The following is a 23,883-nucleotide window of genomic DNA, read 5'->3' as shown; positions in this document are numbered from 1 at the left end:
TCGGATTCTAATATTTCGACTTAAACATTTCATATAAATATAAATAAACAGTACAAAGGAGATTATAATCATGGAAAAAATCGCAAACGCAATTAAAAGTGCAATCGAAGCAGGTCAAAACCAAGACTGGACTAAATTAGGTACAAGCATTTTAGATGTAATTTCTAACGGTGTAACAGAATTAAGTAAAATCTTTGGTTTCTAATTCAACGCTTTTTTAAAACTTAGTTAATATCATAAATATACAAACAGAAATGGAGAGATAAATATGCAAAAATTAGCAGAATCTATCGCAGCAGCAATTCAAGCAGGTCAAGATAAAGACTGGGGTAAAATGGGTACTGACATCGTAGGTATCGTAGAAAACGGTATTAGTGCTTTAGGTAAAATCTTCGGTTTCTAATATACATTTTAAGTCATATGGACCAGGGCAAGCGCTCTGGTCTTTTTTTAATTTATAGATCAATTTCTGTTAAAATACATAGTAGTAAATAATGAGTAAGGATGAAACGATGAAATATAATACAATTCTATTAGACTTCGATGATACTTTAGTTGATTTTTATGATGCTGAAGATAAAGCATTTCATAATATGGCAAAGCATTATCAACATTATCCAACAGCTGAAGACTTTCAATTTTTTAAACAAATTAATCAAGCACATTGGGAGGCATTTCAAGAAAATAAACTTACTAAAGAAGAAGTTCTATCCCACCGTTTTATTGAATATTTTAATCATTATGGTATAGAAGTTGATGGCAGACAAGCAGATATTATGTTTAGAGATGAATTAGCAAAGGCACCTATTAAGCACTTTGATTCGACTTTAGAAACGATAGATCGCTTAGCTCAAAATAATGAACTGTATATCGTAACGAATGGCGTTACTGATACGCAAAAAAGACGTATTGCGCAATTACAGTTTAAAGATACATTTGCGGGTGTGTTTATTTCAGAAGAGACTGGCTATCAAAAGCCTATGATAGAATTTTTTGATTATGTGTTCGATGAAATAGGTGAAGCGAAACGAGAAAGTGCCATTATCGTAGGAGATTCGTTAACTTCAGATATATTAGGAGGCAAAAATGCTAATATTGCTACATGCTGGTTTAATATAAGAAACAAGAAGAACACCTCTAACATAGAGCCGGATTATGAAATTAAATCATTAGACGAATTAGTTAAATTAATTGAAATGGATAATGAAACATAGCTGAGTGAGGGCTTAACGTAGAAGGTTCCGAACAGAGACGTCACACATATGTCAAGTTGAGCTAGTGAGCTATTAATTCTCAGTTCTTCAAAAATTGAAGCCAGTAAATGAATTAAGTCAAAACGCATTTACTGGCTTTTTTCTAGTAATTGAATCTTGGTTTTATATAGAAATGATTTGAATCGCTTTTTTGTTCACGTTATAAAACGATTATTTAGGAGACCAAACAAGTACATCGTGGCCTTCAGGGTTTTTGGCATGAACATCTTCAAAATCTTGATGGATTAAAAAGTTTTTAGAATTTTGACGTGCAATCGCTTTGATAGGCATATTATAAGATTTGGCGTAATCGATGAGTGATTGGCCGTATCCTTTGTTTTGGTACTTCTCTAATACTTCCAATTTCCATAAGAGTAAATAGTCGTCAAATTCTGGGAAATAAATTTCCTCAACATCACCTTTTTTTAACAACGCCATACGCGCAACAAGGTTTTCACCATGGAAAATGCCATAGAATGGTGAATCGGAACTAGCGTCTATCATTTGACCTTGTAGTTCTTCTACCATGTATAAATCTTTATTTCCAAACGCTCTAAAAGCTTCAAATAACTCGTCTGTTTTATAATTTATTTCAAGATGTTTAACTTCACTCATTTTCGTTATCCCCCTTATTTCTTTTGTTTTATTATAACTTAAATAATATGTAAATTTCATTCAATTATATTTTCCCTAGCAAAGGCATCTTTTACAATACTATTTATAATTTTTTAAGCCGTAAAATTGTCATATAGTGCTATAATCTTTATACTATATGAGTAATAGCTATGTTGAAGGAGTATGGATATGGACTGTCGAGTAACTCAGTTTAAAGAAAAAGATTTATTTATTTCAAAATTAAAAGAAAGTGACAAGCGATTATTAGCGTTTTATCAGTATGATCCTGTTGCATCATCTAGCTTCTCTGCTAGAATGGAACGTCCAAATAATGGTAGAGAACAACAATTAGCACAAATCATTAAAGACGATATGGCAGATTTAAAATTAACGACTTCTCAACTAGAGCACATAGAGGCGCTTGGACAAGGTGCAAAAGTAGTCATCGGTGGTCAACAAGCCGGTCTATTTGGTGGACCTTTATATACGTTCCATAAAATACTTTCAATTGTTACGTTAAGTAATCAACTAACTAAAGCATACGGTGGAACGGTTGTACCAGTATTTTGGATTGCCGGGGAAGATCATGACTTTGATGAAGTCAATCATACGTATGCATATAATGCCAATGAGGCACAATTAAAGAAAGTTAAATATCATACAATGACACCACCAGAAACTAATGTTTCGAGATATACACCTGATAAAGAAGCGCTATTTAATGCATTAAATCTTTTCTTCAAAGAATTAAAAGAAACTAAGCATTCTAAACCTTTATATAACTTATGTGTGGATATTATTAATACGTTTGATACATGGACAGATATCTTTAAAGCTTTATTACATGAAGTCTTTAAAGATTACGGTTTGTTACTCATTGATGCACAAAATAATAACCTTAGACAACTGGAGAAACCGTTATTAAAAGAAATTGTAAATCATCACGCTAAAATTGATCAGGCATTTAGACAAACACAAGAGCAAACTATTGAGGCTGGGTTAACACAAATGATTCAGACTGACACGAATGTTCATTTATTCCTTCATGAAGATGGGATGCGACAATTAATAACAAGAGATGGTGACCATTTTAAATTAAGTAAGTCTGAGAGCACTTTCTCAGAAAAAGAACTCATGGAATTGATAGAAGCTGAGCCAGAGCGATTCTCAAACAACGTTGTCACAAGACCAGTCATGGAAGAATGGTTATTCAATACTGTAGCATTCATAGGTGGCCCAAGTGAGATTAAGTATTGGGCAGAATTAAATGGTGTGTTCCAATTACTAGATGTTGAAATGCCTATTGTTTTACCACGTATGAAAATCACTTATATGATGGAAAGAACAGAAAAACTATTGAAACAATACAATTTGAATGTTGAAAAAGTAATTCAAACTGGTATTGAAGATGACAAAAATAAATTTGTACGAGAAAAAGCATCCAACACCTTCATTCAACAAGTAGAAGAATTGCAATCCAAACATGACAATGTATATGAGCAATTATTAAATGAAGTTCAAGGGAACCAAGACAATTTAAATTTAGTTACTAAAAATAGAGACATTCATAATAAACAATTTGATTATTTACTTAAGCGCTATTTATTAAATATTGAACGAGAAAATGATATTAGCATGCGACAATTTAGAGAATTGGATTTCGTATTACATCCTCACCACGGACTGCAAGAAAGAATTTGGAATCCACTCCAAATTATGAATGATTTTGGGATTGATGTGTTCAGTCCCTCCACTTATCCACCACTTGAATACACATTTGATCAAATTATTGTAAAACCTTAATAAATCAAGCGTTAGCCCTATTTTATCGGAATGATAAAATAGGGTTTTTTTGTATAGAAAAAAGAATTTTAAGATATTTTACAGAATTAGTGGAGGATAGTGGGGATATGTGGTAAATTATAAATAAGGTGAGGTGATAATAATGTTCATGGGAGAATACGAACATCAACTTGATGCTAAAGGACGTATGATAATTCCATCTAAGTTTAGATATGACTTAAACGAACGTTTTATTATCACAAGAGGCCTTGATAAATGTTTATTCGGTTACACACTTGAAGAATGGCAACAAATAGAAGACAAAATGAAAACCTTACCTATGACAAAAAAAGACGCACGTAAGTTTATGCGTATGTTCTTCTCAGGTGCGATTGAAGTGGAATTGGATAAGCAAGGGCGTATTAATATTCCACAAAATTTAAGGAAATACGCTAATTTAACAAAAGAATGTACAGTAATAGGCGTCTCAAATCGAATTGAAATTTGGGATAGAGAAATTTGGAAAGATTTTTATGATGAATCTGAAGAAAGTTTCGAAGATATTGCTGAAGATTTAATAGATTTTGATTTTTAATGGAGGAATAAGTCGTGTTTCATCATATTAGCGTCATGCTCAACGAAACAATAGATTATCTAGACATCAAGGAAGATGGTATTTATGTAGACTGTACGCTTGGTGGCGCGGGTCATGCTCTCTATTTATTAAATCAATTAAACGATGACGGTAGATTAATTGCGATTGATCAAGACACAACAGCATTAAATAATGCTAAAGAAGTATTGAAAGATCATCTACACAAAGTCACGTTCGTACATAGTAATTTTAGAGAATTGACTAACATTTTAAAAAATTTGAACATTGAAAAGGTAGACGGAATTTATTATGACTTAGGTGTTTCGAGTCCACAATTAGATGTTCCAGAGCGAGGATTTAGTTACCATCATGATGCCAAACTGGATATGAGAATGGACCAAACGCAGCAACTTAGCGCATATGAAGTAGTCAATCAATGGCCATATGAAGCGCTTGTTAAGATTTTTTATCGTTATGGAGAAGAAAAATTTTCTAAACAAATAGCGAGACGAATCGAAGCACATCGTGAACATCAGCCTATCGAAACTACATTAGAGCTAGTTGACATTATTAAAGAAGGCATTCCTGCTAAAGCTCGAAGAAAAGGTGGTCATCCTGCAAAACGTGTATTTCAAGCTATACGTATAGCAGTCAATGATGAGTTATCTGCATTCGAGGATTCAATTGAACAAGCGATTGAGCTTGTGAAAGTTGGAGGCAGAATTTCAGTAATCACTTTCCACTCTTTAGAAGACAGATTATGTAAGCAAATGTTCCAAGAGTATGAAAAGGGTCCTGAAGTGCCACGAGGGTTACCAATTATTCCTGAAGCTTACACACCTAAACTTAAAAGAGTAAATCGTAAACCAATAACGGCAACTGACACAGATTTGGATGAAAATAACAGAGCGCGCAGTGCAAAATTACGTGTTGCAGAAATTTTAAAATAAGGAGTAATTGACGATGGCTGTAGAAGAAATATATGAACCATATGAAGACGTTCAGCACAATAGTATACCGAATCAACAACCTCAACCAAAACCACAAACACGAACTGTCACAAAAAAGGTTGTAGTTCAACTCACAAGGTTTGAGAAATACTTATACATAACACTTGTTACTGCAATTGCAGTTATTGCTATCTATATGCTATCTTTAAAAATGGATGCGTATGATACTAATGGAAAAATTGCAGATTTAGATTCTAAAATTGAACAACAATCAAGTGAAAATAGCGCGATTCAATCTGAAATAAAGAAAAGTTCTTCTTACCAACGCATTTACGACAAGGCTAAAGCACAAGGTATGAGCCTAAATAACGACAATGTAAAGGTAGTGCGTACAAATGGCGAAGCGAAAAATTAAAATTAGAAAAAATAAATTAGGAGCAGTCCTCCTTGTTGGTATATTCGGACTGCTCTTTTTTATATTGGTTTTAAGATATGCGTATATAATGATTACAGGTCATTCAGATGGACAAGATTTAGTTATGCGAGCAAATGAAAAGTATCTTGTCCAAACCAATGAACAGGCGGAACGAGGTAAAATCTACGATAGAAACGGTAAAATTCTCGCAGAAGATGTAGAAAGATACAAAGTTGTGGCTGTTGTCGATAAAAGTGCAGGTAAAAGTGGTGATAAACCACGCTATGTTGAAGATAAGAAAAAAACTGCTAAAGCATTATCTAAAATTATAGATATGAAACCTGAAGAAATTGAAAAAAGGCTTAATCAGAAAAAAGCATTCCAAGTAGAATTTGGGCAAAAAGGAACCAATTTAACGTATCAAGATAAACAAAAACTCGAAAAAATGGATTTACCTGGCATCACATTATATCCAGAAACTGAACGATTTTATCCAAATGGTAATTTCACGTCTCATTTAATTGGGATGGCTCAGAAAAATCCAGATACAGGCGAATTAAAAGGTGCACTTGGTGTAGAAAAAATCTTTGACAGTTATTTAAGTGGTACTAAAGGTGCGTTGTCGTATATTCAAGATATTTGGGGATATATAGCTCCAAATACTAAAAATGAAAAATCGCCTAAACGTGGCGATGATGTTCATTTAACGATTGACTCTAATATTCAAGTGTTCGTAGAGGAAGCCCTGGATGATATGGTTAAGCGATATCAACCAAAAGATTTATTTGCTGTTGTGATGGATGCGCAAACGGGTGAAATCTTAGCTTTTAGTCAACGACCTACGTTCAACCCAGAAACTGGCGAAAACTTTGGTAAAAAATGGGCGAACGACTTATATCAAAATACGTATGAACCTGGTTCAACATTTAAATCATTCGGTTTAGCAGCAGCTATACAAGAAGGTAAGTTTGATCCTGATAAGAAATATGAGTCTGGACACCGTGATATTATGGGGTCTCGAATTTCTGACTGGAATAGAACTGGTTGGGGAGAAATACCAATGTCTCTTGGATTCACTTACTCTTCAAATACATTGATGATGCATTTACAAGACCTTGTAGGTGCTGACAAAATGAAATCTTGGTATGAACGATTTGGCTTTGGTAAAAAAACAGGCGGTCTATTTGATGGTGAAGCTGAAGGTCATATTGCCTGGTCAAATGAATTACAACAAAAAACATCAGCATTTGGACAATCTACAACTGTAACGCCAGTACAAATGATTCAGGCACAATCTGCTTTCTTTAATGATGGCAATATGTTGAAACCTTGGTTTGTTGAAAGTATTAACAATCCAGTTTCTAAGAAAACATTCTATCAAGGCAAAAAAGAATTTGCGGGCAAACCCATCACTGCTTCAACTGCAAGTAAAGTAGAAACTGAACTAGATAAAGTAGTTAATAGTAAGAAAAGTCATGCGATGAACTATAGAGTAGACGGCTATGATATTGAAGGTAAAACTGGTACCGCCCAAGTAGCAGATGAAAAAGGCGGCGGTTATGTTAAAGGTGAGAACCCTTACTTTGTAAGTTTCATAGGCGACGCACCTAAGAAAAATCCTAAGGTTATCGTTTATGCTGGAATGAGCTTAGCTCAGAAAAACGACCAAGAAGCCTATGAAATGGGTGTAAGTAAAGCATTCAAACCAATCATGGAAAATACACTTAAATATTTAAATGTAGGTTCTAAAACAGATGAAACAAAATCAGCACAATATTCAAAAGTTCCGAATGTATCAGGACAGTCTACAGATAAAGCGAAAGAAAGTCTGCAATCTGAAGATTTGCAAGCAGTAGTTATTGGTAATGGAGATAATGTTAAATCGCAATCGATTAAACCAAACAAAAAACTATTGCCTAACAGTAAAGTGCTTTTATTAACCGATGGTGATATCACAATGCCAAATATGAAGGGTTGGACAAAAGATGATGTGCTTGCCTTCCAAGAATTAACGGGCATTGACGTTACAACAAAAGGTAGTGGTTACGTCACAAAACAATCGGTTACGAGTGGAACAACATTAAAAGATAATAGTAAAGCTGAAATTGAATTATCTACTGAAGACCCTGATGACACGTCGACGAATGCTAGTGCTAATGATTCAACATCAAATGATGCTTCTAATAAAGAACAATCAAGTGATGATTCGTCAGATAAAGACAAATCAAATTCATCTTCTGACACTAGTGGGGAAGACAACAAAGAAGATTCATCTCGATCATCTAGTCAAGACGAGTAGTCCAGTACGACACACGATGCTAATGCGTAATCAGACATTGTCTTGAAAAGGTAGATGATGAGGTATAGGTATTGAATGAACACTGATATTTTTATAAATTACGTATCATCAAAGTGTTTCATTCAATACTGTACTCATATTTAAATGAATTTACTTACAAATATTGATAAAATAAATAAGATATTATAACGAAGTTAACTCAGAGTACAACGTTTAAAAATTAAATATATAAAGGAGACCATTATGCTTTTTATACTCGCGTTTATCGCACTACTAATTACTTTTATTTTAGTACCAATATTAATCCCAACACTTAAGCGAATGAAATTTGGACAAAGTATTCGTGAAGAAGGTCCGCAAAGTCATATGAAGAAGACAGGAACACCTACAATGGGTGGTTTGACTTTTTTAATTAGTATTATCATTACGTCAATTATTGCAATTTTCTTTGTAGATAATTCAAATCCAATTATATTATTATTATTTGTAACAATTGGGTTTGGTTTGATTGGCTTTATCGATGATTACATCATCGTAGTTAAGAAAAACAATCAAGGTTTAACAAGCAAACAGAAATTTTTAGCACAAATCGCTATTGCAATAGTATTCTTTGTACTTAGTGACGTATTTCATCTTATAGCGTTTTCAACTGATCTAAATATACCTTTTACAAATATTAGCATTCCATTATCATTTGCTTACGTTATTTTTATCGTATTTTGGCAAGTTGGATTCTCAAATGCTGTGAATTTAACAGATGGTTTAGATGGCTTAGCAACAGGACTATCAATCATTGGCTTTACAATGTATGCCATTATGAGCTTTGTTTTAGATTCACCAGCAATTGGTGCATTTTGTATCATAATGATTTTTGCTTTATTAGGATTTCTTCCATATAACCTTAATCCTGCAAAAGTATTTATGGGTGATACAGGTAGTTTAGCCTTGGGTGGTATTTTTGCTACAATCTCAATTATGTTAAATCAAGAATTATCATTATTACTAGTTGGATTAGTATTTGTAATCGAAACAGCTTCAGTTATGTTACAAGTTGCTTCTTACAAACTTACAAAAAAACGTATCTTTAAAATGAGCCCAATCCATCATCACTTTGAATTAAGTGGTTGGGGAGAATGGAAAGTTGTAACAGTATTTTGGACAGTTGGTTTAATTTCAGGATTAATTGGATTATGGATAGGAGTGCATTAGCATGCTCGATTATAAAGGATTAGAAAATAAAGATGTCCTTGTGGTAGGATTAGCAAAAAGCGGATATGAAGCGGCTAAGTTACTAATTAAACTAGGTGCAAATGTAACAGTCAATGATGGCAAAGATTTATCTCAAGATCCACATGCCAAGGATTTAGAAGCCTTAGGTGTTAAAATTGTTGATGGTGGGCATCCTTTATCGTTACTTGATAATAATCCTATTATTGTCAAGAACCCTGGTATCCCATACACTGTTTCTATTATTAAAGAGGCTTATCAACGTCATTTGAAGATTTTAACTGAGGTCGAATTAAGCTATTTAATATCTGAAGCACCTATTATTGCAGTTACTGGTACCAATGGTAAAACAACTACCACTTCTTTAATAGGGGATATGTTCAAGAAAAGTAGATTGACTGGTCGTTTATCTGGAAATATAGGTTATGTGGCATCTAAAGTAGCACAAGAAACGTCACCAGATGAATTTCTTATAACTGAATTGTCATCTTTTCAATTATTAGGTGTAGAACAATATCGTCCGCATATTGCAATTATTACAAACATATATTCAGCGCATCTTGATTATCACGAAACGCTTGAAAATTATCAAAATGCTAAGAAACAAATCTATAAAAATCAAACTGAAGATGATTATTTAATATGTAATTATCATCAAAGACAATTAATTGAGTCAGAGAGTTTAAAAGCTAAGACACTGTATTTCTCTACACATCAGGAAGTTGACGGTATTTACATTAAAGATGGCTTTATTATCTATAAGGGCATAAGAATCATAAATATAGATGATTTAGTTCTACCAGGTGAGCACAATTTAGAGAATATTCTCGCTGCAGTATTGGCCTCTATTCTAGCTGGTGTCCCAATAAAGGCCATCGTTGATAGTTTAACGACATTCTCCGGCATAGATCATAGATTGCAATATATTGGCGCCAATCGCACGAATAAATATTATAATGATTCTAAAGCTACGAATACATTAGCAACACAGTTTGCATTAGATTCCTTTAAACAACCTATAGTATGGTTATGTGGTGGTTTAGATCGTGGGAATGAATTTGATGAATTAATCCCTTATATGAAAAATGTTCGTGTTATGGTTGTTTTTGGTCAAACGCAAGAAAAATTTGCTAAACTTGGCAATAGTCAAGGCAAAATCGTCGTCAAAGCTACAGATATTGAAGATGCAGTCAAAAAAGTACAAGATGTAGTTGAACCGAATGATGTTGTCTTATTATCTCCAGCTTGTGCAAGTTGGGATCAATATAATACATTTGAAGAACGTGGAGAAAGATTTATAGAGAGCTTCCGTGCCCACTTACCATCTTATTAAAGGTTGTGAAATCAAGTGAAAGATAAACGACGTAAAAATAATAAGGTGAGCTCGATTCAAAGTCTTATCGAAAAGAGAAATCGAGAACTAAATAATGAAGACCACCTTTCAAATCATGTAAATAATAATGACTTATCCACTGATGATGACCAATTGTATAAAATAAAAAAGCAAACCGATGAATCAAATCAAGAACAAGAAAATGAGAACAATTCAACAGACAAACAGAAAACGGAAAGCCAAATCAAGGACTCTGAATCATTAGAACAAAATACATCTAGTGATCCATCGCATAAAAGCATAGGAAAAAAAGCAAAGAATGATTATAGTCATGATAGTGAAAAACTAGAAAAAAGGCGTACGCTTTCTACTCAGTCAGAAGAACCTACGCACAAATTTACGGTCAAAGATAGGTTGAAAGAATTTAACGATAATCGTAAGAGACGAAAGCGTGAAAAGGATGCTCGATTCGATCATTTATCACCTCAAGAAAGAAAAGAACAACTAAGAATTCAGCGAAGGAAACGTCAAAAAAGAGTTCAGTATATTATCCTAACCGTTTTAATACTGTTAATTATCTTATTTTTACTTTATATGTTTACACCACTAAGTAGAATTTCAAATATTAAAATTAGTGGAAATAACAACGTAACCGATAGTCAAGTTAAAAAAGCTTTAGATGTTAAAGACAATTCAAGAATGTATACGTATAGTAAACGTAAAGGGATTCAAAATCTGAAGAAAAACGATTTAATCAAAGACGTTAAAATAAAAAAACAATTACCTAATACATTGAAAGTACAAATAACTGAAAATCAAGTTGTGGGTGTTGTCAAAGAGAAAAATAAATATGTGCCAATCATTGAAGGCAACGAAGAATTGAAAAATTTTGATGGTAAAATTGCCGGCAGCGGTCCAATTATAAATGGATTTAAAGGTAAAGAAAAAGATAACATGATTAAAGCGTTGTCTAAGATGTCTCCAGAAGTTAGAGATATGATTTCAGAAGTGAGTTACGCACCCAAACAAAATAGTCCTAATCGAATTCTTTTATATATGCAAGATGATATGCAAGTAGTAGGTAATATCAAAACAATTGCTAATAAAATTAAATATTACCCTCAAATGTCTCAATCTTTAGCGAAGGATGATTCAGGAAATCTAAAAACACAAGGATATATAGATTTATCTGTAGGTGCATCATTTATCCCGTATAATGAAAATAGCAGCGGAGATTCTAAATCTGATCAAAATGTTCGTCAAAAATCACAACAAGAAACAGATGCAAAAGATGAGTTACAAAGTGCATTAAATAAAATTAACGAACAATCAGATTCAAATAATTAAAAAATTTCGATATTAATATGTGTTTATAGTTCACAAGCCTTTCGACGTATTGTAAACTAAACATAGTGTATTTTAATAGTAATTTGTCAGGAGGTGCCTATCTATGGAGGAACATTACTATGTAAGCATAGATATTGGTTCATCAAGTGTAAAAACAATAGTAGGCGAGAAATTTCACAATGGTATCAATGTGATAGGTACAGGACAAACCTACACTAGCGGTATTAAGAATGGATTAATTGATGATTTCGACATTGCTAAACAAGCAGTTAAAGATACAATTAAAAAAGCTTCTATCGCATCAGGTGTAGACATTAAAGAAGTTTTCTTAAAATTACCTATCATAGGTACAGAAGTATATGATGAAGCAAATGAAATTGATTTTTATGAAGATACTGAAATAAACGGCACACATATTGAAGAAGTGCTAGAAGGTATTCGTCAAAAAAATGATGTAGCGAATACTGATGTCATTGATGTTTTCCCGATTCGTTTTATAGTAGATGGGGATAACGAAGTATCAGACCCTAAAGAATTAATTGCTAGACACTCATTAAGAGTTGAAGCTGGGGTTATTGCAATTCACAAATCTATTTTAATCAACATGATTAAATGTGTAGAATCATGTGGCGTAGACGTTTTAGATGTTTATTCAGATGCATATAACTATGGTTCAATTCTTACTGCCACTGAAAAAGAATTAGGCGCGTGTGTTATTGACATTGGTGAAGATTTAACACAGATAGCCTTTTATGAACGTGGCGAATTAGTAGATGCTGATTCAATTGAATTAGCAGGTCGCGATATTACTGATGATATTGCTGAAGAATTAAATACTACATATGAAACGGCTGAAAAGATTAAACATCAGTATGGTCATGCTTTTGCTAATTCAGCATCAGAACAAGATGTATTCAGCGTTGACCAAGTAGATAGTGATGAATTAGTAGAATATACTCAAAAAGACTTAAGTGCAGTAATTGAGAGAACAATGCAAGATATCTTTGATGAGGTATTTGATGTATTAGTCGACTTAGGTTTAACACGAGTAAACGGTGGTTTCATTGTAACAGGTGGTTCTTCAAACTTATTAGGCGTTAAAGAATTACTCAATACGATGGTAAATGAAAAAATCAGAATTCATACACCATCACAAATGGGTATCAGAAAACCAGAATTTACATCAGCGATTTCTACTATATCTAGTAGCATCACTTTTGATGAGTTGCTAGATTATGTTACAATGAGTTATCAAGATAATGATGAATTTGAAGAAGAAGTTATTGAAGATAACGAAAAAGAACATACTTCTAAATCTGGTGGATTTGACTGGTTTAAACGTAAGTCAAATAAAAATGAAGATACTTATGAAGAAGACTACAACGAACCACATGAAAGAACAGAAAAAGTAGACGACGATGATAAGTATGAGAGCCATGAAACTCATCACGATACGACAGAACATTATGATGATGATCAAGAAAAACCTCAAAAAGAAGAGGGTAAATTTAAAAAACTTATGAAATCTCTATTTGAATGATGGGCCATTAAGACTAGGAGGAAATATAAATGTTAGAATTTGAACAAGGATTTAATCATTTAGCGACATTAAAAGTCATCGGTGTAGGTGGTGGCGGTAACAACGCTGTTAACCGTATGATCGACCATGGTATGAATAATGTAGAATTTATTGCAATTAACACAGATGGACAAGCTTTAAACTTATCTAAAGCAGAATCTAAAATCCAAATTGGTGAGAAATTAACACGTGGACTTGGTGCAGGTGCTAACCCAGAAATTGGTAAAAAAGCAGCTGAAGAATCTCGTGAACAAATTGAAGATGCTATCCAAGGTGCAGATATGGTATTCGTAACTGCTGGTATGGGTGGCGGTACTGGTACAGGTGCTGCACCAGTAGTAGCTAAGATTGCTAAAGAAATGGGAGCATTAACTGTAGGTGTTGTAACGCGTCCATTCGGATTTGAAGGACGTAAACGTTCAACACAAGCAGCTGCTGGTGTTGAAGCTATGAAAGCAGCTGTAGATACATTAATCGTTATCCCTAACGACCGTTTATTAGACATCGTTGACAAATCAACACCTATGATGGAAGCATTTAAAGAAGCAGATAACGTATTACGCCAAGGTGTTCAAGGTATCTCTGACTTAATTGCTGTATCAGGTGAAGTAAACTTAGACTTTGCTGACGTTAAGACAATCATGTCTAACCAAGGTTCAGCATTAATGGGTATTGGTGTATCTTCTGGTGAAAACAGAGCAGTTGAAGCAGCTAAAAAAGCTATTTCATCACCATTACTTGAAACTTCAATCGTTGGTGCTCAAGGTGTGTTAATGAACATCACTGGTGGAGAATCACTTTCATTATTCGAAGCGCAAGAAGCAGCTGACATCGTACAAGATGCAGCAGATGAAGATGTGAACATGATCTTTGGTACAGTTATCAATCCTGAATTACAAGATGAAATCGTAGTTACTGTAATTGCAACAGGCTTTGAAGATAAACCAACTTCACAAGGACGTAAAGCTTCAAGCACAGGTTTCGGAACAAGTGCAACTTCAGGTACTTCATCTCAAGCAAGTACACCTAGAGAAGAATCATTCTCTCAAAGTTCATCAAGCACGCGTTCTTCTGAAAGCGTATCTGAAAGAAGTCATACAACTAAAGATGACGACATTCCTAGCTTTATCAGAAATAGAGAAGAAAGACGTTCTAGAAGAACTAGACGTTAATTCAAATAAGTTTAGACTATATTTCGTTGTATGATTAAGTGTTTTTATCGTCTTAATCATTCCTAGAAGGGAGTAGAACGACGAATTCACTTGTGGATTCATGTTCGCTCCCTTTTTATTTACTTTCAAGTAAAGTGAAGATTGTTATATAATATAATTATATTCAATTTTAGAGTAAGGCTTTTTAAATCGATAAATATAATACATTAAATTAAGGTGGTTTGATTTCGTGTCAGAGAAGTTTGTGAAGTATCCCCATTACTTAAATTATGAATCTAAAGACTTGATGCGTGTAAATTTGGGATTCACTACAAGAGAGGGTGGCTATAGCCTATATCCTGAAGCGTCATTTAATATGGCCAGATATGTGGATGATGAACCTGAAAATATTACGAAACATCAAGAAATATTGGCGGATGCAATTGGATTTGAAAGCGCGCATTGGGTATTCCCGATTCAAACACATGAAAATCGTGTGATTGAGATTACACAAAGTCATCGTGGGACTAACATTGATAGTTTAACAGATGAACTATATGGTATTGACGGGATGTATACATATGAATCTGATACGTTATTAACTATGTGTTATGCAGACTGTGTACCCGTTTACTTTTACAGTGAGAAACACCACTATATAGGTTTAGCACATGCAGGATGGCGAGGTACTTATGGCCAAATCGTTAATGAAATGTTAAAACAAATTGATTTTGATCTAAAAGATTTAAATATAGTGATAGGACCATCGACATCAACGACGTATGAAATTAATGATGATATTAAATCGAAGTTTGAAACGTTACCAATTAATGTAGAGTCATATATTGAGACACGTGGAGAAAATCGACATGGCATTGACTTAAAGCGAGCTAATGCATTATTACTTCATCATTATGGTGTGCCAATGGACAATATATATATTACCGATTATGCTACATCAGAAGATTTGTCTCTTTTCTTTTCATATCGCATTGAAAAGGGCCAAACAGGAAGAATGTTGGCATTTATAGGACAAAAATAAGCTATTTAAAGTATTGATTGTCGTAATATAATAGATATGTGAAAGTCAATATTAATAATCATTGTACTTAACAAATGTTGAAGAGGTTGGGTAGAATATGGACGTAAAAGATAATTTAAAAAATATTGAAAGTGAAATTCAAGCACACTTTGAAAATAGTGAAGCAAGTTCCTTGCCAAACGTGATTGCAGTGACAAAATATGTTACAATAGACCGTGCTAAAGAAGCTTATGATGCTGGGCTAAGACATTTTGGTGAAAACAGATTAGAAGGCTTTTTAGAGAAGAAATCTGCGTTACCTGACGATGTTACGATGCATTTTATAGGTTCTTTACAATCTAGAAAAGTAAAAGAAGTAATTAACGACATTGATTACCTGCATGCATTAGATCGACTTAGTCTAGCTAAGGAAATTAATAAACGAGCTGATCATGAGATTGCCTGCTTCATACAAGTTAATGTCTCAGGTGAAGAATCTAAACATGGTATTGCTTTGAATGAAGTTAATCACTTCATAGAACAAATGAAACAATATGACAACATTAAAATTGTCGGATTAATGACTATGGCACCCTATACAGATGATACAGCTTATATTCGTCAGTTATTTAAACAATTACGATTAAAACGAGATGAAATTAAAAACCTTAAATTAGATTATGCACCATGTGATTATTTATCTATGGGAATGAGTAATGACTATGCAATTGCTGTAGAAGAAGGTGCTTCATTTATAAGAATAGGGACTAAACTTGTTGGAGAATAGGAGTGAGCCCCGTGGCTATTAAAGATTTATTTAATAATTTTTTTCTGATGGATGATGAAGAGGAAGTAGAAAGCCCTGAAGAGCGACAACGTCGTGTAGTTCAGAATGAAGAAACAGAAACAAATCATGTTCAGCAGAATCAACCTCAACAATCTGAACGTTCATATAGCAATCAAAGTAAATTAAAGAGTGTACCGCAAAAGAAAACATCAAGAAATTATAACTCAGAAGAAAGGAATGTGCGCATGAATCAACCACCATCAAAGTCAAACAGTAAAAATGTTGTGACGATGAATCAATCGTCTCAAAGCTATAGTGGCAATGAAAGTTCAAAAATGTGCTTATTCGAGCCACGTGTATTTTCTGATACGCAAGATATCGCAGATGAATTAAAAAACCGTCGCGCTACATTAGTTAATTTACAGCGCATTGACAAAATTTCAGCTAAACGTATTATTGATTTCTTAAGTGGTACAGTTTATGCGATTGGTGGGGATATTCAACGTGTAGGTACTGACATATTCCTTTGTACACCTGATAACGTGGAAGTTGCGGGAAGTATCACAGACCACATTGAACAAATGGAAACGCAGCACTACGAATAAGGAGACATTATATGGATGTAGGTTTATTAACTACTATTTTTGATTTTATAATATTTCTAGTACAAATATATTATTTTGGAATGATTATATATTTCTTTACATCTTGGGTACCAAGTGTTAGAGAATCTAAATTAGGCCAAATACTAGGTAAATTATATGAACCATTTTTAGAACCATTTAGAAAGATTATCCCACCAATTGGAATGATTGACATTTCTTCACTTGTAGCTTTGTTTGTACTTGTATTATTCCAAGCTGGGTTAAGAAGTATTTTTAATATGATACTTATTTATTTAGTGTAATAATTAATGAAGTTAAAGAGGCTGAGACAATACAAATGTTTGTTTCAACCTCTTTTATCATTTGAATTAGATATAAGAGAGGTGTAACAGTAATCGATATTTATCAACATTTTAGAGATGAAGAGCAAGTGCTAATCGATCAATTAATAGATAAGTGTGATCAGGTCGAACAGCAGTATGCACCTATTTTGACAAACTTTCTTGATCCGAGAGGGCAATATATTCTTGAAGTTATCACAGGCAGTTATGAAGATATGCATGTGACATTTTTTGGTGGAAATCACGCTGAAAGAAGAAGAGGAATGATAGCACCGAGTTATTTTGATCCGGAGGAAGACGATTTTGAAGAAGTATTAATTCAGATTAATTATCCTGAAAAGTTTGTTCATCTTCAACACCAGCATGTGTTAGGCACACTCATGTCATTAGGAATTGAAAGAGAACAAGTCGGAGATATCATTGTAGGAGAACGTATTCAATTTGTTTTGACAAAGCAACTAGAATCATATATTATGTTGGAATTAACAAAGATAAAAGGTGCTACAGTTAAACTTAATTCTATTCCATTTAAAGATATGATACAATCAGTAGAGAATTGGAAAATTCAAGGAAGTACTGTAAGCGCATTGAGATTAGATGTCGTCGTAAAAGAAATGATTCACAAATCTAGATCAATTGCGAAACAATTAATTGAAAAGAAACGGGTCAAAGTAAATCATACTATTATTGATTCACCAGATTTTCAAATACAAAACAATGATTTATTATCTATTCAAGGATTTGGAAGAGCCCAAATTACTGATATAGGTGGTAGAACTAAAAAAGACAAAATACACATTAATTATCGAACATTGTTTAAGTAATAAATAGAAGTCAATTTAAAATTGATTTAAGGAGGATGTAGGATGCCTTTTACACCTAGTGAAATAAAAAATAAAGAATTTACAAAAGTGAAAAATGGTCTTGAACCAGCTGAAGTAAGTGATTATTTAAATCAATTAAGTCATGAAATTGAACGATTAAAAGATGAAAAAAAACAACTTGAAAAAGTAATTGAAGAGAGAGATACTAATATTAAATCTTATCAACAAGTACATCAATCAGTTAGCGATGCACTTGTTCAAGCACAACAAGCTGGTGAAGAAACAAAACAAGCAGCAAATAAAGAAGCGGAAGCTGTGATTAGTAAAGCACAGGCACAAGCAGACTTAATCGTAAATGATGCTATTGAGAAAGCGCGTCATTTATCATTCCAAACGGAAGATATGAAACGTCAATCTAAAATTTTTAGATCTCGTTTCCGTATGTTAGTGGAAGCTCAATTAGACTTACTAAAAAATGACGATTGGGATTATTTACTAAACTACGATATCGATGCAGAACAAGTTACGCAAGAAAATTTTCAACATTTAAATAGTCAAGATATTACACCTGAGGAACAACTTAACGCTCAGGCTCAGCAATCTGAAAGTACGGTTACGAGCGAAAGTGATAGCCAATCAACCGATTCACTAAGTACAAGCGACGCTACTAGTACAAGTGAACCTGTTGCTTCAGAGGCAAGTGTGAGTCAAAGTGAATCAACATCAAATACAAATAAATAAATGTTATCAAATAAGACAGACACGTAGGAGATAATCAACTTTTTACAGCGAATTAGGGTCGGTGAAAGCCTAATAAAAGTCTATCTCTTATATCACTGACTTAGACAAAGTAATACGATATATATGAGAGAACTCTAAGTTGAGTTAACAAGGGTGGTACCGCGGTCATTCCGTCCCTTTTTAATTGAACTTAGAGTTCTTTTTTACATTTAAGGAGTGAAAACAATTATGAACTATAAAGATACTTTATTAATGCCAAAGACTGACTTCCCAATGCGTGGTGGATTGCCAAATAAAGAACCTCAAATCCAAGAACAGTGGGAAGCTAACAACCAATACCAAAAAGCACTAGAAAAAAATAAAGGTAACCAATCTTATATCCTACATGATGGTCCACCGTATGCGAATGGTAATTTACACATGGGACATGCATTAAATAAAATCATTAAAGATATCATCGTCCGCTATAAAACGATGCAAGGATTTTATGCACCATACGTTCCAGGTTGGGATACGCACGGTTTACCAATTGAACAAGCTTTAACTAAAAAAGGCGTTGATCGTAAAAAAATGTCAATTGCCGAATTTAGAGAAAAATGTAAAGAATTTGCATTAGAACAAATTGAATTACAAAAGAAAGACTTTAAACGTCTTGGTGTGCGTGGTGACTTCAATGATCCATACATCACTTTGAAACCAGAATATGAAGCGGCACAAATTCGTTTATTCGGTGAAATGGCTGATAAAGGTTTAATTTATAAAGGTAAAAAACCTGTTTATTGGTCACCTTCAAGTGAATCATCTTTAGCTGAAGCGGAAATTGAATACCATGATAAACGTTCAGCATCAATTTATGTTGCGTTTGATGTAAAAGATTCAAAAGGTATTGTAGATGAAGATGCACAATTTATTATTTGGACAACTACACCATGGACTATTCCATCAAACGTTGCGATTACTGTTCACCCTGAACTTAAATATGGTCAATATAACGTGAATGGTAAGAAATATATCATTGCACAAGCTTTATCTGAAAAAGTAGCAGAAGCATTAGAATGGGATAAAGAAGCAATTCAATTAGAAAAAGAATTTACAGGTAAAGAATTAGAGTACGTTGAAGCCCAACACCCATTCTTAGATCGTGTATCACTTGTAATTAACGGTAACCATGTTACAACTGATGCAGGTACAGGTTGTGTTCATACCGCTCCTGGTCACGGGGAAGATGACTATATCGTTGGACAAAAATATGATTTACCAGTAATTAGTCCTTTAAATGATAAAGGTGTGTTCACTGAAGAAGGCGGACAATTTGAAGGTATGTTTTACGATAAAGCTAACAAAGCAGTTACTGATTTATTAACTGAAAAAGATGCTTTATTAAAACTTAACTTTATTACACATAGTTACCCTCATGATTGGCGTACTAAGAAACCAGTTATTTTCCGTGCAACACCACAATGGTTTGCTTCAATCAATAAGGTAAGACAAGATATCTTAGATGCAATTGAAGACACAGACTTCAAAGTAGATTGGGGTAAAACACGTATCTATAATATGATTCGTGATCGCGGAGAATGGGTTATTTCTCGTCAACGTGTATGGGGTGTACCATTACCAGTATTTTATGCTGAAAACGGCGATATTATCATGACTAAAGAAACGGTTAACCATGTAGCAGATTTATTTGAAGAACATGGCTCAAATATTTGGTTTGAAAAAGAAGCGAAAGACTTATTACCTGAAGGATTTACACATCCTGGTAGTCCAAATGGTACGTTTACAAAAGAAATGGATATCATGGATGTTTGGTTTGACTCAGGTTCATCACACCGTGGTGTATTAGAAAATCGTCCAGAATTAAGTTTCCCTGCAGATTTATACTTTGAAGGTAGTGACCAATATCGTGGTTGGTTTAACTCTTCAATTACTACTGCTGTGGCAACTAGAGGACAAGCACCATATAAATTCTTATTATCTCACGGTTTTGTAATGGACGGTGAAGGTAAGAAAATGAGTAAATCACTTGGTAATGTTATTGTTCCAGACCAAGTTGTAAAACAAAAAGGTGCTGATATCGCACGATTATGGGTTAGTAGTACGGATTACTTAGCTGACGTTCGTATTTCTGATGAAATCTTAAAACAAACATCTGATGTTTATCGTAAAATTAGAAATACATTAAGATTCATGTTAGGCAATATTAACGATTTCAATCCGGAAACAGATGCAATTCCTGAATCTGAATTATTAGAAGTAGACCGTTACTTATTAAACCGTTTACGTGAATTCACTGCAAGCACAATTAACCATTATGATAACTTTGATTATTTAAATATTTATCAAGAAGTTCAAAACTTTATTAATGTTGAATTAAGTAACTTCTATTTAGATTATGGTAAAGATATCCTTTATATCGAAGAGAAAAATGCGCATAAACGTCGCAGTATGCAAACAGTGTTATACCAAATCTTAGTTGATATGACGAAATTATTAGCACCTATTTTAGTTCACACAGCTGAAGAAGTTTGGACACACACACCACATGTGAAAGAAGAAAGTGTTCATTTAGCTGATATGCCTAAAGTAGTTGAAGTTGATCAAACATTACTTGATAAATGGAATCAATTAATGGCATTACGTGATGATGTTAACCGAGCATTAGAAGTAGCACGTAACAATAAAGTAATCGGTAAATCACTCGAAGCAAAAGTTGTTATTGGTAATAACGACAACTTTAAAGCTGCAGAGTTCTTACAACAATTTGAAGATTTACAACAATTATTCATAGTTTCACAAGTTGAAGTTACAGATGCTGTGGACAATGCAGAGACTTACCAACATGGTGATATCAGAATTGACCACGCTGAAGGCGAAAAATGTGAAAGATGTTGGAACTACACTGAAGCATTAGGTGCAGTAGGTGAATTAGAACACTTATGCCCACGATGCCAACAAGTAGTTAAAACGTTAGTTTAATAGTATGTGAGCAAAATAGGAGCTGGACAGAAATATTTTTTCTAAAATTTATTTCGTTGTCCTGCTCCTTTTTAATATTCACAATATAATTTATACATAAAAAGAAGAATAATATACAATGTTTCACTTTATGATTTAAGGTTATTTAGAAAGATATATTCATAGATAAATGACAAAACGAATTTTTAATAAACAGAGGTGGAACGATGGGTAAAATTTTATTAACAGGTGCATCTGGCTATATTGGTGGACACTTGAAAGCGCAATTAAAAGAGAATTACGAAATTATCGCAATTTCACGAAATACTAAAAATAAAGAAAATGAACAGAATGTCACTTGGAAAGCTGCTGATTTATTTGATTTAGATGAAATCACAGAGGTTATGGAAGGGGTAGATACTGCAATTTACCTTGTTCATTCTATGATGCCTAATGCAAAATTGACGCAAGCAAATTTTGAAGATATGGATGCCTTATTAGCGGATAATTTTGCGAGAGCTGCTAAAAAACAAGGCGTAAAACATATTGTTTTTATGAGTGGTTTAATTCCCAATGAAGACAAGCTGTCGGCGCATTTACGTAGTCGTTTAGAATGTGAGAAAATTCTTGGGTCTTATGGCATACCGGTTAGCACATTGCGAGCAGGTTTAATTATTGGGGCAAAGGGAAGTTCTTACCCGATTTTAAAACGTTTGGTTGAACGTTTACCCGGAATGGTCTTACCTAGTTGGGCATATAATATGATTGCGCCCGTTTCAATCAACGATGTTATTGATAAACTCGCACTATTAGTCGAACGTACACCACAACATAATGAGGCTTTTGATATTACAGGTCCAGAAATTATGAATTATAAGGAATTAATACAACGCACGGCAGTAGTGTTAAATAAACGTTTACCAATCGTTGACTTACCAATTATCCCTATTTGGGTTAGTCGATATTGGGTACAATTTATTTCACAGGTGCCTAAAGAGATGGTTTACCCACTTATGAATAGTTTAGTTCATGATATGATTCCACAACCAGAACGCACACATCCTGATATATCTATTGGTAAGATGTCATATGAGGAAAGTGTAGAACAAGCGCTAAATGAAGAAAATAAAATGAATCAAAAACAAAATAAAAACAAAAAATCATCAAGTAAAAGTAAAAAAGAAAGCATCAAAGATGTAAGAGCAATATCACGTTTTAGTATTCCGGCTAATTATTCAATGGAAGATGTGGCTAAAACATATGCAACGTTTATTAACAATATTACGTTACATTTAATCAATATTACGTTACATTTAATCAATGGCACTATAAATGAAAATAAATTCGATATTACACTACCGTTTACAAATCAATTTATCTTAAAAATGGAACGTGATATGGAAGATTCTTCTGAGGATATGATTGTTTACAAAATCGTAGGTGGTAATTTAGCATTATCCAATAATGGTGGAAATGCTCGATTTGAATTTAGACGTATTTTAGATACGAATGAAGCAATCGTTGCGTTACAAGAATATGAGCCGACATTACCTTGGGTAGTTTATAAATATACACAAGCCAATATTCATAAAACAGTTATGGAATTATTTGTTAATCATATGAATAAACTTGCTGAAGAAGATAAACAAGCGTCATCACACAATAATCAGCTATTCAGTACTTTAGCGATGACTACAGGTGCGATTGTGGGTGCTTATGTAGGATCAAAAATATATCATCTGATTAAAGCATAAATCATCCATAATGACATAATGCATACGTTAATTTGTTTTAAAAGAACGTCCGAGTTATAGCGTATATCTAGTTGAAAAGGGAGTGGAACAGAATTCTTTTGAATTCGTCGTAACCCCAACTTGCTTAGCTTGTAAAATCACTTTCGTGATTTTTTGTGTTGGTGCCCCGACTCCCAGCTTGCTTTGCTTGTAGAATTTCTTAGTGAAATTCTCTTTGCTGGGGCCCCCGCCCGCAAGGATGACTAGAACTGAAAAAAGCTTGAATTAAGCGCATTTTCAGTTCAGTCAGCTACTGCGAATTCGCAA

At 33.6% G+C, this 23,883-nt stretch carries 22 protein-coding genes; 21 read left to right on the top strand and 1 reads right to left on the bottom strand.

The genetic code is table 11. The features are described 5' to 3' along the window. Window positions 1-70 precede the first annotated feature (70 nt). The 3 genes from KA858_RS06780 (at window position 71) to KA858_RS06770 (ending at window position 1,214) form a co-directional block, all read left to right on the top strand. Window positions 71-205 carry a beta-class phenol-soluble modulin gene (locus KA858_RS06780; RefSeq protein ID WP_070855432.1) on the top strand — a complete coding sequence of 45 codons (135 nt, stop codon included), beginning with the start codon at window positions 71-73 and terminating at the stop codon, window positions 203-205. A gap of 63 nt (window positions 206-268) precedes the next feature. Next, window positions 269-403 (top strand): beta-class phenol-soluble modulin, encoded by a 135-nt coding sequence (locus KA858_RS06775; protein WP_070855434.1) that lies wholly within the window; start codon window positions 269-271, stop codon window positions 401-403. A 109-nt stretch (window positions 404-512) separates the two neighbouring features. Beyond that, entirely contained in the window at window positions 513-1,214 is a 702-nt protein-coding gene (locus KA858_RS06770; protein ID WP_210135320.1) for a YjjG family noncanonical pyrimidine nucleotidase, read from the top strand. Window positions 1,215-1,424: 210 nt separating this feature from the next. Here the strand turns inward: KA858_RS06770 and KA858_RS06765 are convergent, their stop codons facing one another. After that, complete coding sequence (locus tag KA858_RS06765; RefSeq protein WP_107629874.1) at window positions 1,425-1,868, bottom strand: N-acetyltransferase; 444 nt, start codon at window positions 1,866-1,868, stop codon at window positions 1,425-1,427. Between the two features lie 189 nt (window positions 1,869-2,057). Here KA858_RS06765 and bshC point away from each other — a divergent pair, with 189 nt between their 5' ends. The 18 genes from bshC to KA858_RS06675 all read left to right on the top strand — a co-directional run bounded on the left by bshC (window position 2,058) and on the right by KA858_RS06675 (window position 23,577). Further along, complete coding sequence (bshC, locus tag KA858_RS06760; protein ID WP_210135319.1) at window positions 2,058-3,671, top strand: bacillithiol biosynthesis cysteine-adding enzyme BshC; 1,614 nt, start codon at window positions 2,058-2,060, stop codon at window positions 3,669-3,671. 142 nt (window positions 3,672-3,813) lie between these two features. Next, window positions 3,814-4,245, top strand: coding sequence for a division/cell wall cluster transcriptional repressor MraZ (mraZ, locus tag KA858_RS06755; protein WP_053029183.1), 432 nt, complete (start codon window positions 3,814-3,816; stop codon window positions 4,243-4,245). Between the two features lie 14 nt (window positions 4,246-4,259). Continuing rightward, window positions 4,260-5,195: a 16S rRNA (cytosine(1402)-N(4))-methyltransferase RsmH gene (gene rsmH, locus KA858_RS06750; protein WP_210135318.1), complete on the top strand. Its 936-nt coding sequence runs from the start codon at window positions 4,260-4,262 to the stop codon at window positions 5,193-5,195. 13 nt (window positions 5,196-5,208) lie between these two features. Further along, window positions 5,209-5,610: a cell division protein FtsL gene (gene ftsL, locus KA858_RS06745; protein ID WP_210135317.1), complete on the top strand. Its 402-nt coding sequence runs from the start codon at window positions 5,209-5,211 to the stop codon at window positions 5,608-5,610. Then, on the top strand, window positions 5,591-7,909 hold the full coding sequence (locus KA858_RS06740) for a penicillin-binding protein (protein WP_210135316.1): 2,319 nt from the start codon (window positions 5,591-5,593) through the stop codon (window positions 7,907-7,909). Before ftsL ends, KA858_RS06740 begins: the two co-directional genes overlap by 20 nt. Window positions 7,910-8,152: 243 nt before the next feature. Next, window positions 8,153-9,118, top strand: a complete 966-nt coding sequence (gene mraY, locus KA858_RS06735; RefSeq protein WP_053029187.1) for a phospho-N-acetylmuramoyl-pentapeptide-transferase — start codon at window positions 8,153-8,155, stop codon at window positions 9,116-9,118. Window position 9,119: 1 nt separating this feature from the next. Then, on the top strand, window positions 9,120-10,469 hold the full coding sequence (gene murD / locus KA858_RS06730; RefSeq protein WP_210135315.1) for a UDP-N-acetylmuramoyl-L-alanine--D-glutamate ligase: 1,350 nt from the start codon (window positions 9,120-9,122) through the stop codon (window positions 10,467-10,469). A 15-nt stretch (window positions 10,470-10,484) separates the two neighbouring features. Then, the gene (locus tag KA858_RS06725; RefSeq protein ID WP_210135314.1) at window positions 10,485-11,816 is read left to right on the top strand and encodes a cell division protein FtsQ/DivIB; all 1,332 of its coding nucleotides are present in this window, start codon (window positions 10,485-10,487) and stop codon (window positions 11,814-11,816) included. Between the two features lie 103 nt (window positions 11,817-11,919). Continuing rightward, complete coding sequence (ftsA, locus tag KA858_RS06720; protein WP_210135313.1) at window positions 11,920-13,356, top strand: cell division protein FtsA; 1,437 nt, start codon at window positions 11,920-11,922, stop codon at window positions 13,354-13,356. A 29-nt stretch (window positions 13,357-13,385) separates the two neighbouring features. Then, window positions 13,386-14,567 (top strand): cell division protein FtsZ, encoded by a 1,182-nt coding sequence (gene ftsZ, locus KA858_RS06715; protein ID WP_107629863.1) that lies wholly within the window; start codon window positions 13,386-13,388, stop codon window positions 14,565-14,567. Window positions 14,568-14,796: 229 nt separating this feature from the next. Next, window positions 14,797-15,588, top strand: coding sequence for a peptidoglycan editing factor PgeF (gene pgeF, locus KA858_RS06710; protein WP_053029192.1), 792 nt, complete (start codon window positions 14,797-14,799; stop codon window positions 15,586-15,588). A gap of 97 nt (window positions 15,589-15,685) precedes the next feature. After that, the gene (locus KA858_RS06705; RefSeq protein ID WP_210135312.1) at window positions 15,686-16,354 is read left to right on the top strand and encodes a YggS family pyridoxal phosphate-dependent enzyme; all 669 of its coding nucleotides are present in this window, start codon (window positions 15,686-15,688) and stop codon (window positions 16,352-16,354) included. An 11-nt stretch (window positions 16,355-16,365) separates the two neighbouring features. Further along, complete coding sequence (locus KA858_RS06700; RefSeq protein WP_053029194.1) at window positions 16,366-16,959, top strand: cell division protein SepF; 594 nt, start codon at window positions 16,366-16,368, stop codon at window positions 16,957-16,959. Window positions 16,960-16,970: 11 nt separating this feature from the next. After that, window positions 16,971-17,261: a YggT family protein gene (locus KA858_RS06695; protein WP_210135311.1), complete on the top strand. Its 291-nt coding sequence runs from the start codon at window positions 16,971-16,973 to the stop codon at window positions 17,259-17,261. A 65-nt stretch (window positions 17,262-17,326) separates the two neighbouring features. Next, window positions 17,327-18,124: a YlmH family RNA-binding protein gene (locus KA858_RS06690; protein WP_210135321.1), complete on the top strand. Its 798-nt coding sequence runs from the start codon at window positions 17,327-17,329 to the stop codon at window positions 18,122-18,124. 42 nt (window positions 18,125-18,166) lie between these two features. After that, window positions 18,167-18,865, top strand: a complete 699-nt coding sequence (locus tag KA858_RS06685) for a DivIVA domain-containing protein (protein WP_053029197.1) — start codon at window positions 18,167-18,169, stop codon at window positions 18,863-18,865. A gap of 228 nt (window positions 18,866-19,093) precedes the next feature. Then, window positions 19,094-21,844 carry an isoleucine--tRNA ligase gene (gene ileS / locus KA858_RS06680; protein ID WP_210135310.1) on the top strand — a complete coding sequence of 917 codons (2,751 nt, stop codon included), beginning with the start codon at window positions 19,094-19,096 and terminating at the stop codon, window positions 21,842-21,844. Window positions 21,845-22,050: 206 nt separating this feature from the next. Beyond that, the gene (locus tag KA858_RS06675; RefSeq protein ID WP_210135309.1) at window positions 22,051-23,577 is read left to right on the top strand and encodes an NAD(P)H-binding protein; all 1,527 of its coding nucleotides are present in this window, start codon (window positions 22,051-22,053) and stop codon (window positions 23,575-23,577) included. The last annotated feature ends 306 nt before the right edge of the window (window positions 23,578-23,883 follow it).

Origin of the sequence: Staphylococcus sp. GDX8P80P, assembly GCF_017893095.1 — a bacterium.
Classification (GTDB): Bacteria; Bacillota; Bacilli; order Staphylococcales; family Staphylococcaceae; genus Staphylococcus; species Staphylococcus borealis.
This window is presented reverse-complemented; position numbering and strand designations above follow the sequence as displayed.

Bases quoted from the DNA above. Each gene is read 5' to 3' on its own strand.
- ileS (WP_210135310.1), top strand. From the start codon at position 19,094: ATGAACTATAAAGATACTTTATTAATGCCAAAGACTGACTTCCCAATG.
- murD (WP_210135315.1), top strand. From the start codon at position 9,120: ATGCTCGATTATAAAGGATTAGAAAATAAAGATGTCCTTGTGGTAGGA.
- KA858_RS06675 (WP_210135309.1), top strand. From the start codon at position 22,051: ATGGGTAAAATTTTATTAACAGGTGCATCTGGCTATATTGGTGGACAC.
- KA858_RS06695 (WP_210135311.1), top strand. From the start codon at position 16,971: ATGGATGTAGGTTTATTAACTACTATTTTTGATTTTATAATATTTCTA.
- ftsA (WP_210135313.1), top strand. From the start codon at position 11,920: ATGGAGGAACATTACTATGTAAGCATAGATATTGGTTCATCAAGTGTA.
- KA858_RS06775 (WP_070855434.1), top strand. From the start codon at position 269: ATGCAAAAATTAGCAGAATCTATCGCAGCAGCAATTCAAGCAGGTCAA.
- mraZ (WP_053029183.1), top strand. From the start codon at position 3,814: ATGTTCATGGGAGAATACGAACATCAACTTGATGCTAAAGGACGTATG.
- ftsZ (WP_107629863.1), top strand. From the start codon at position 13,386: ATGTTAGAATTTGAACAAGGATTTAATCATTTAGCGACATTAAAAGTC.
- bshC (WP_210135319.1), top strand. From the start codon at position 2,058: ATGGACTGTCGAGTAACTCAGTTTAAAGAAAAAGATTTATTTATTTCA.
- KA858_RS06685 (WP_053029197.1), top strand. From the start codon at position 18,167: ATGCCTTTTACACCTAGTGAAATAAAAAATAAAGAATTTACAAAAGTG.
- KA858_RS06765 (WP_107629874.1), bottom strand. From the start codon at position 1,868: ATGAGTGAAGTTAAACATCTTGAAATAAATTATAAAACAGACGAGTTA.
- KA858_RS06705 (WP_210135312.1), top strand. From the start codon at position 15,686: ATGGACGTAAAAGATAATTTAAAAAATATTGAAAGTGAAATTCAAGCA.
- mraY (WP_053029187.1), top strand. From the start codon at position 8,153: ATGCTTTTTATACTCGCGTTTATCGCACTACTAATTACTTTTATTTTA.
- KA858_RS06770 (WP_210135320.1), top strand. From the start codon at position 513: ATGAAATATAATACAATTCTATTAGACTTCGATGATACTTTAGTTGAT.
- KA858_RS06780 (WP_070855432.1), top strand. From the start codon at position 71: ATGGAAAAAATCGCAAACGCAATTAAAAGTGCAATCGAAGCAGGTCAA.
- ftsL (WP_210135317.1), top strand. From the start codon at position 5,209: ATGGCTGTAGAAGAAATATATGAACCATATGAAGACGTTCAGCACAAT.
- KA858_RS06740 (WP_210135316.1), top strand. From the start codon at position 5,591: ATGGCGAAGCGAAAAATTAAAATTAGAAAAAATAAATTAGGAGCAGTC.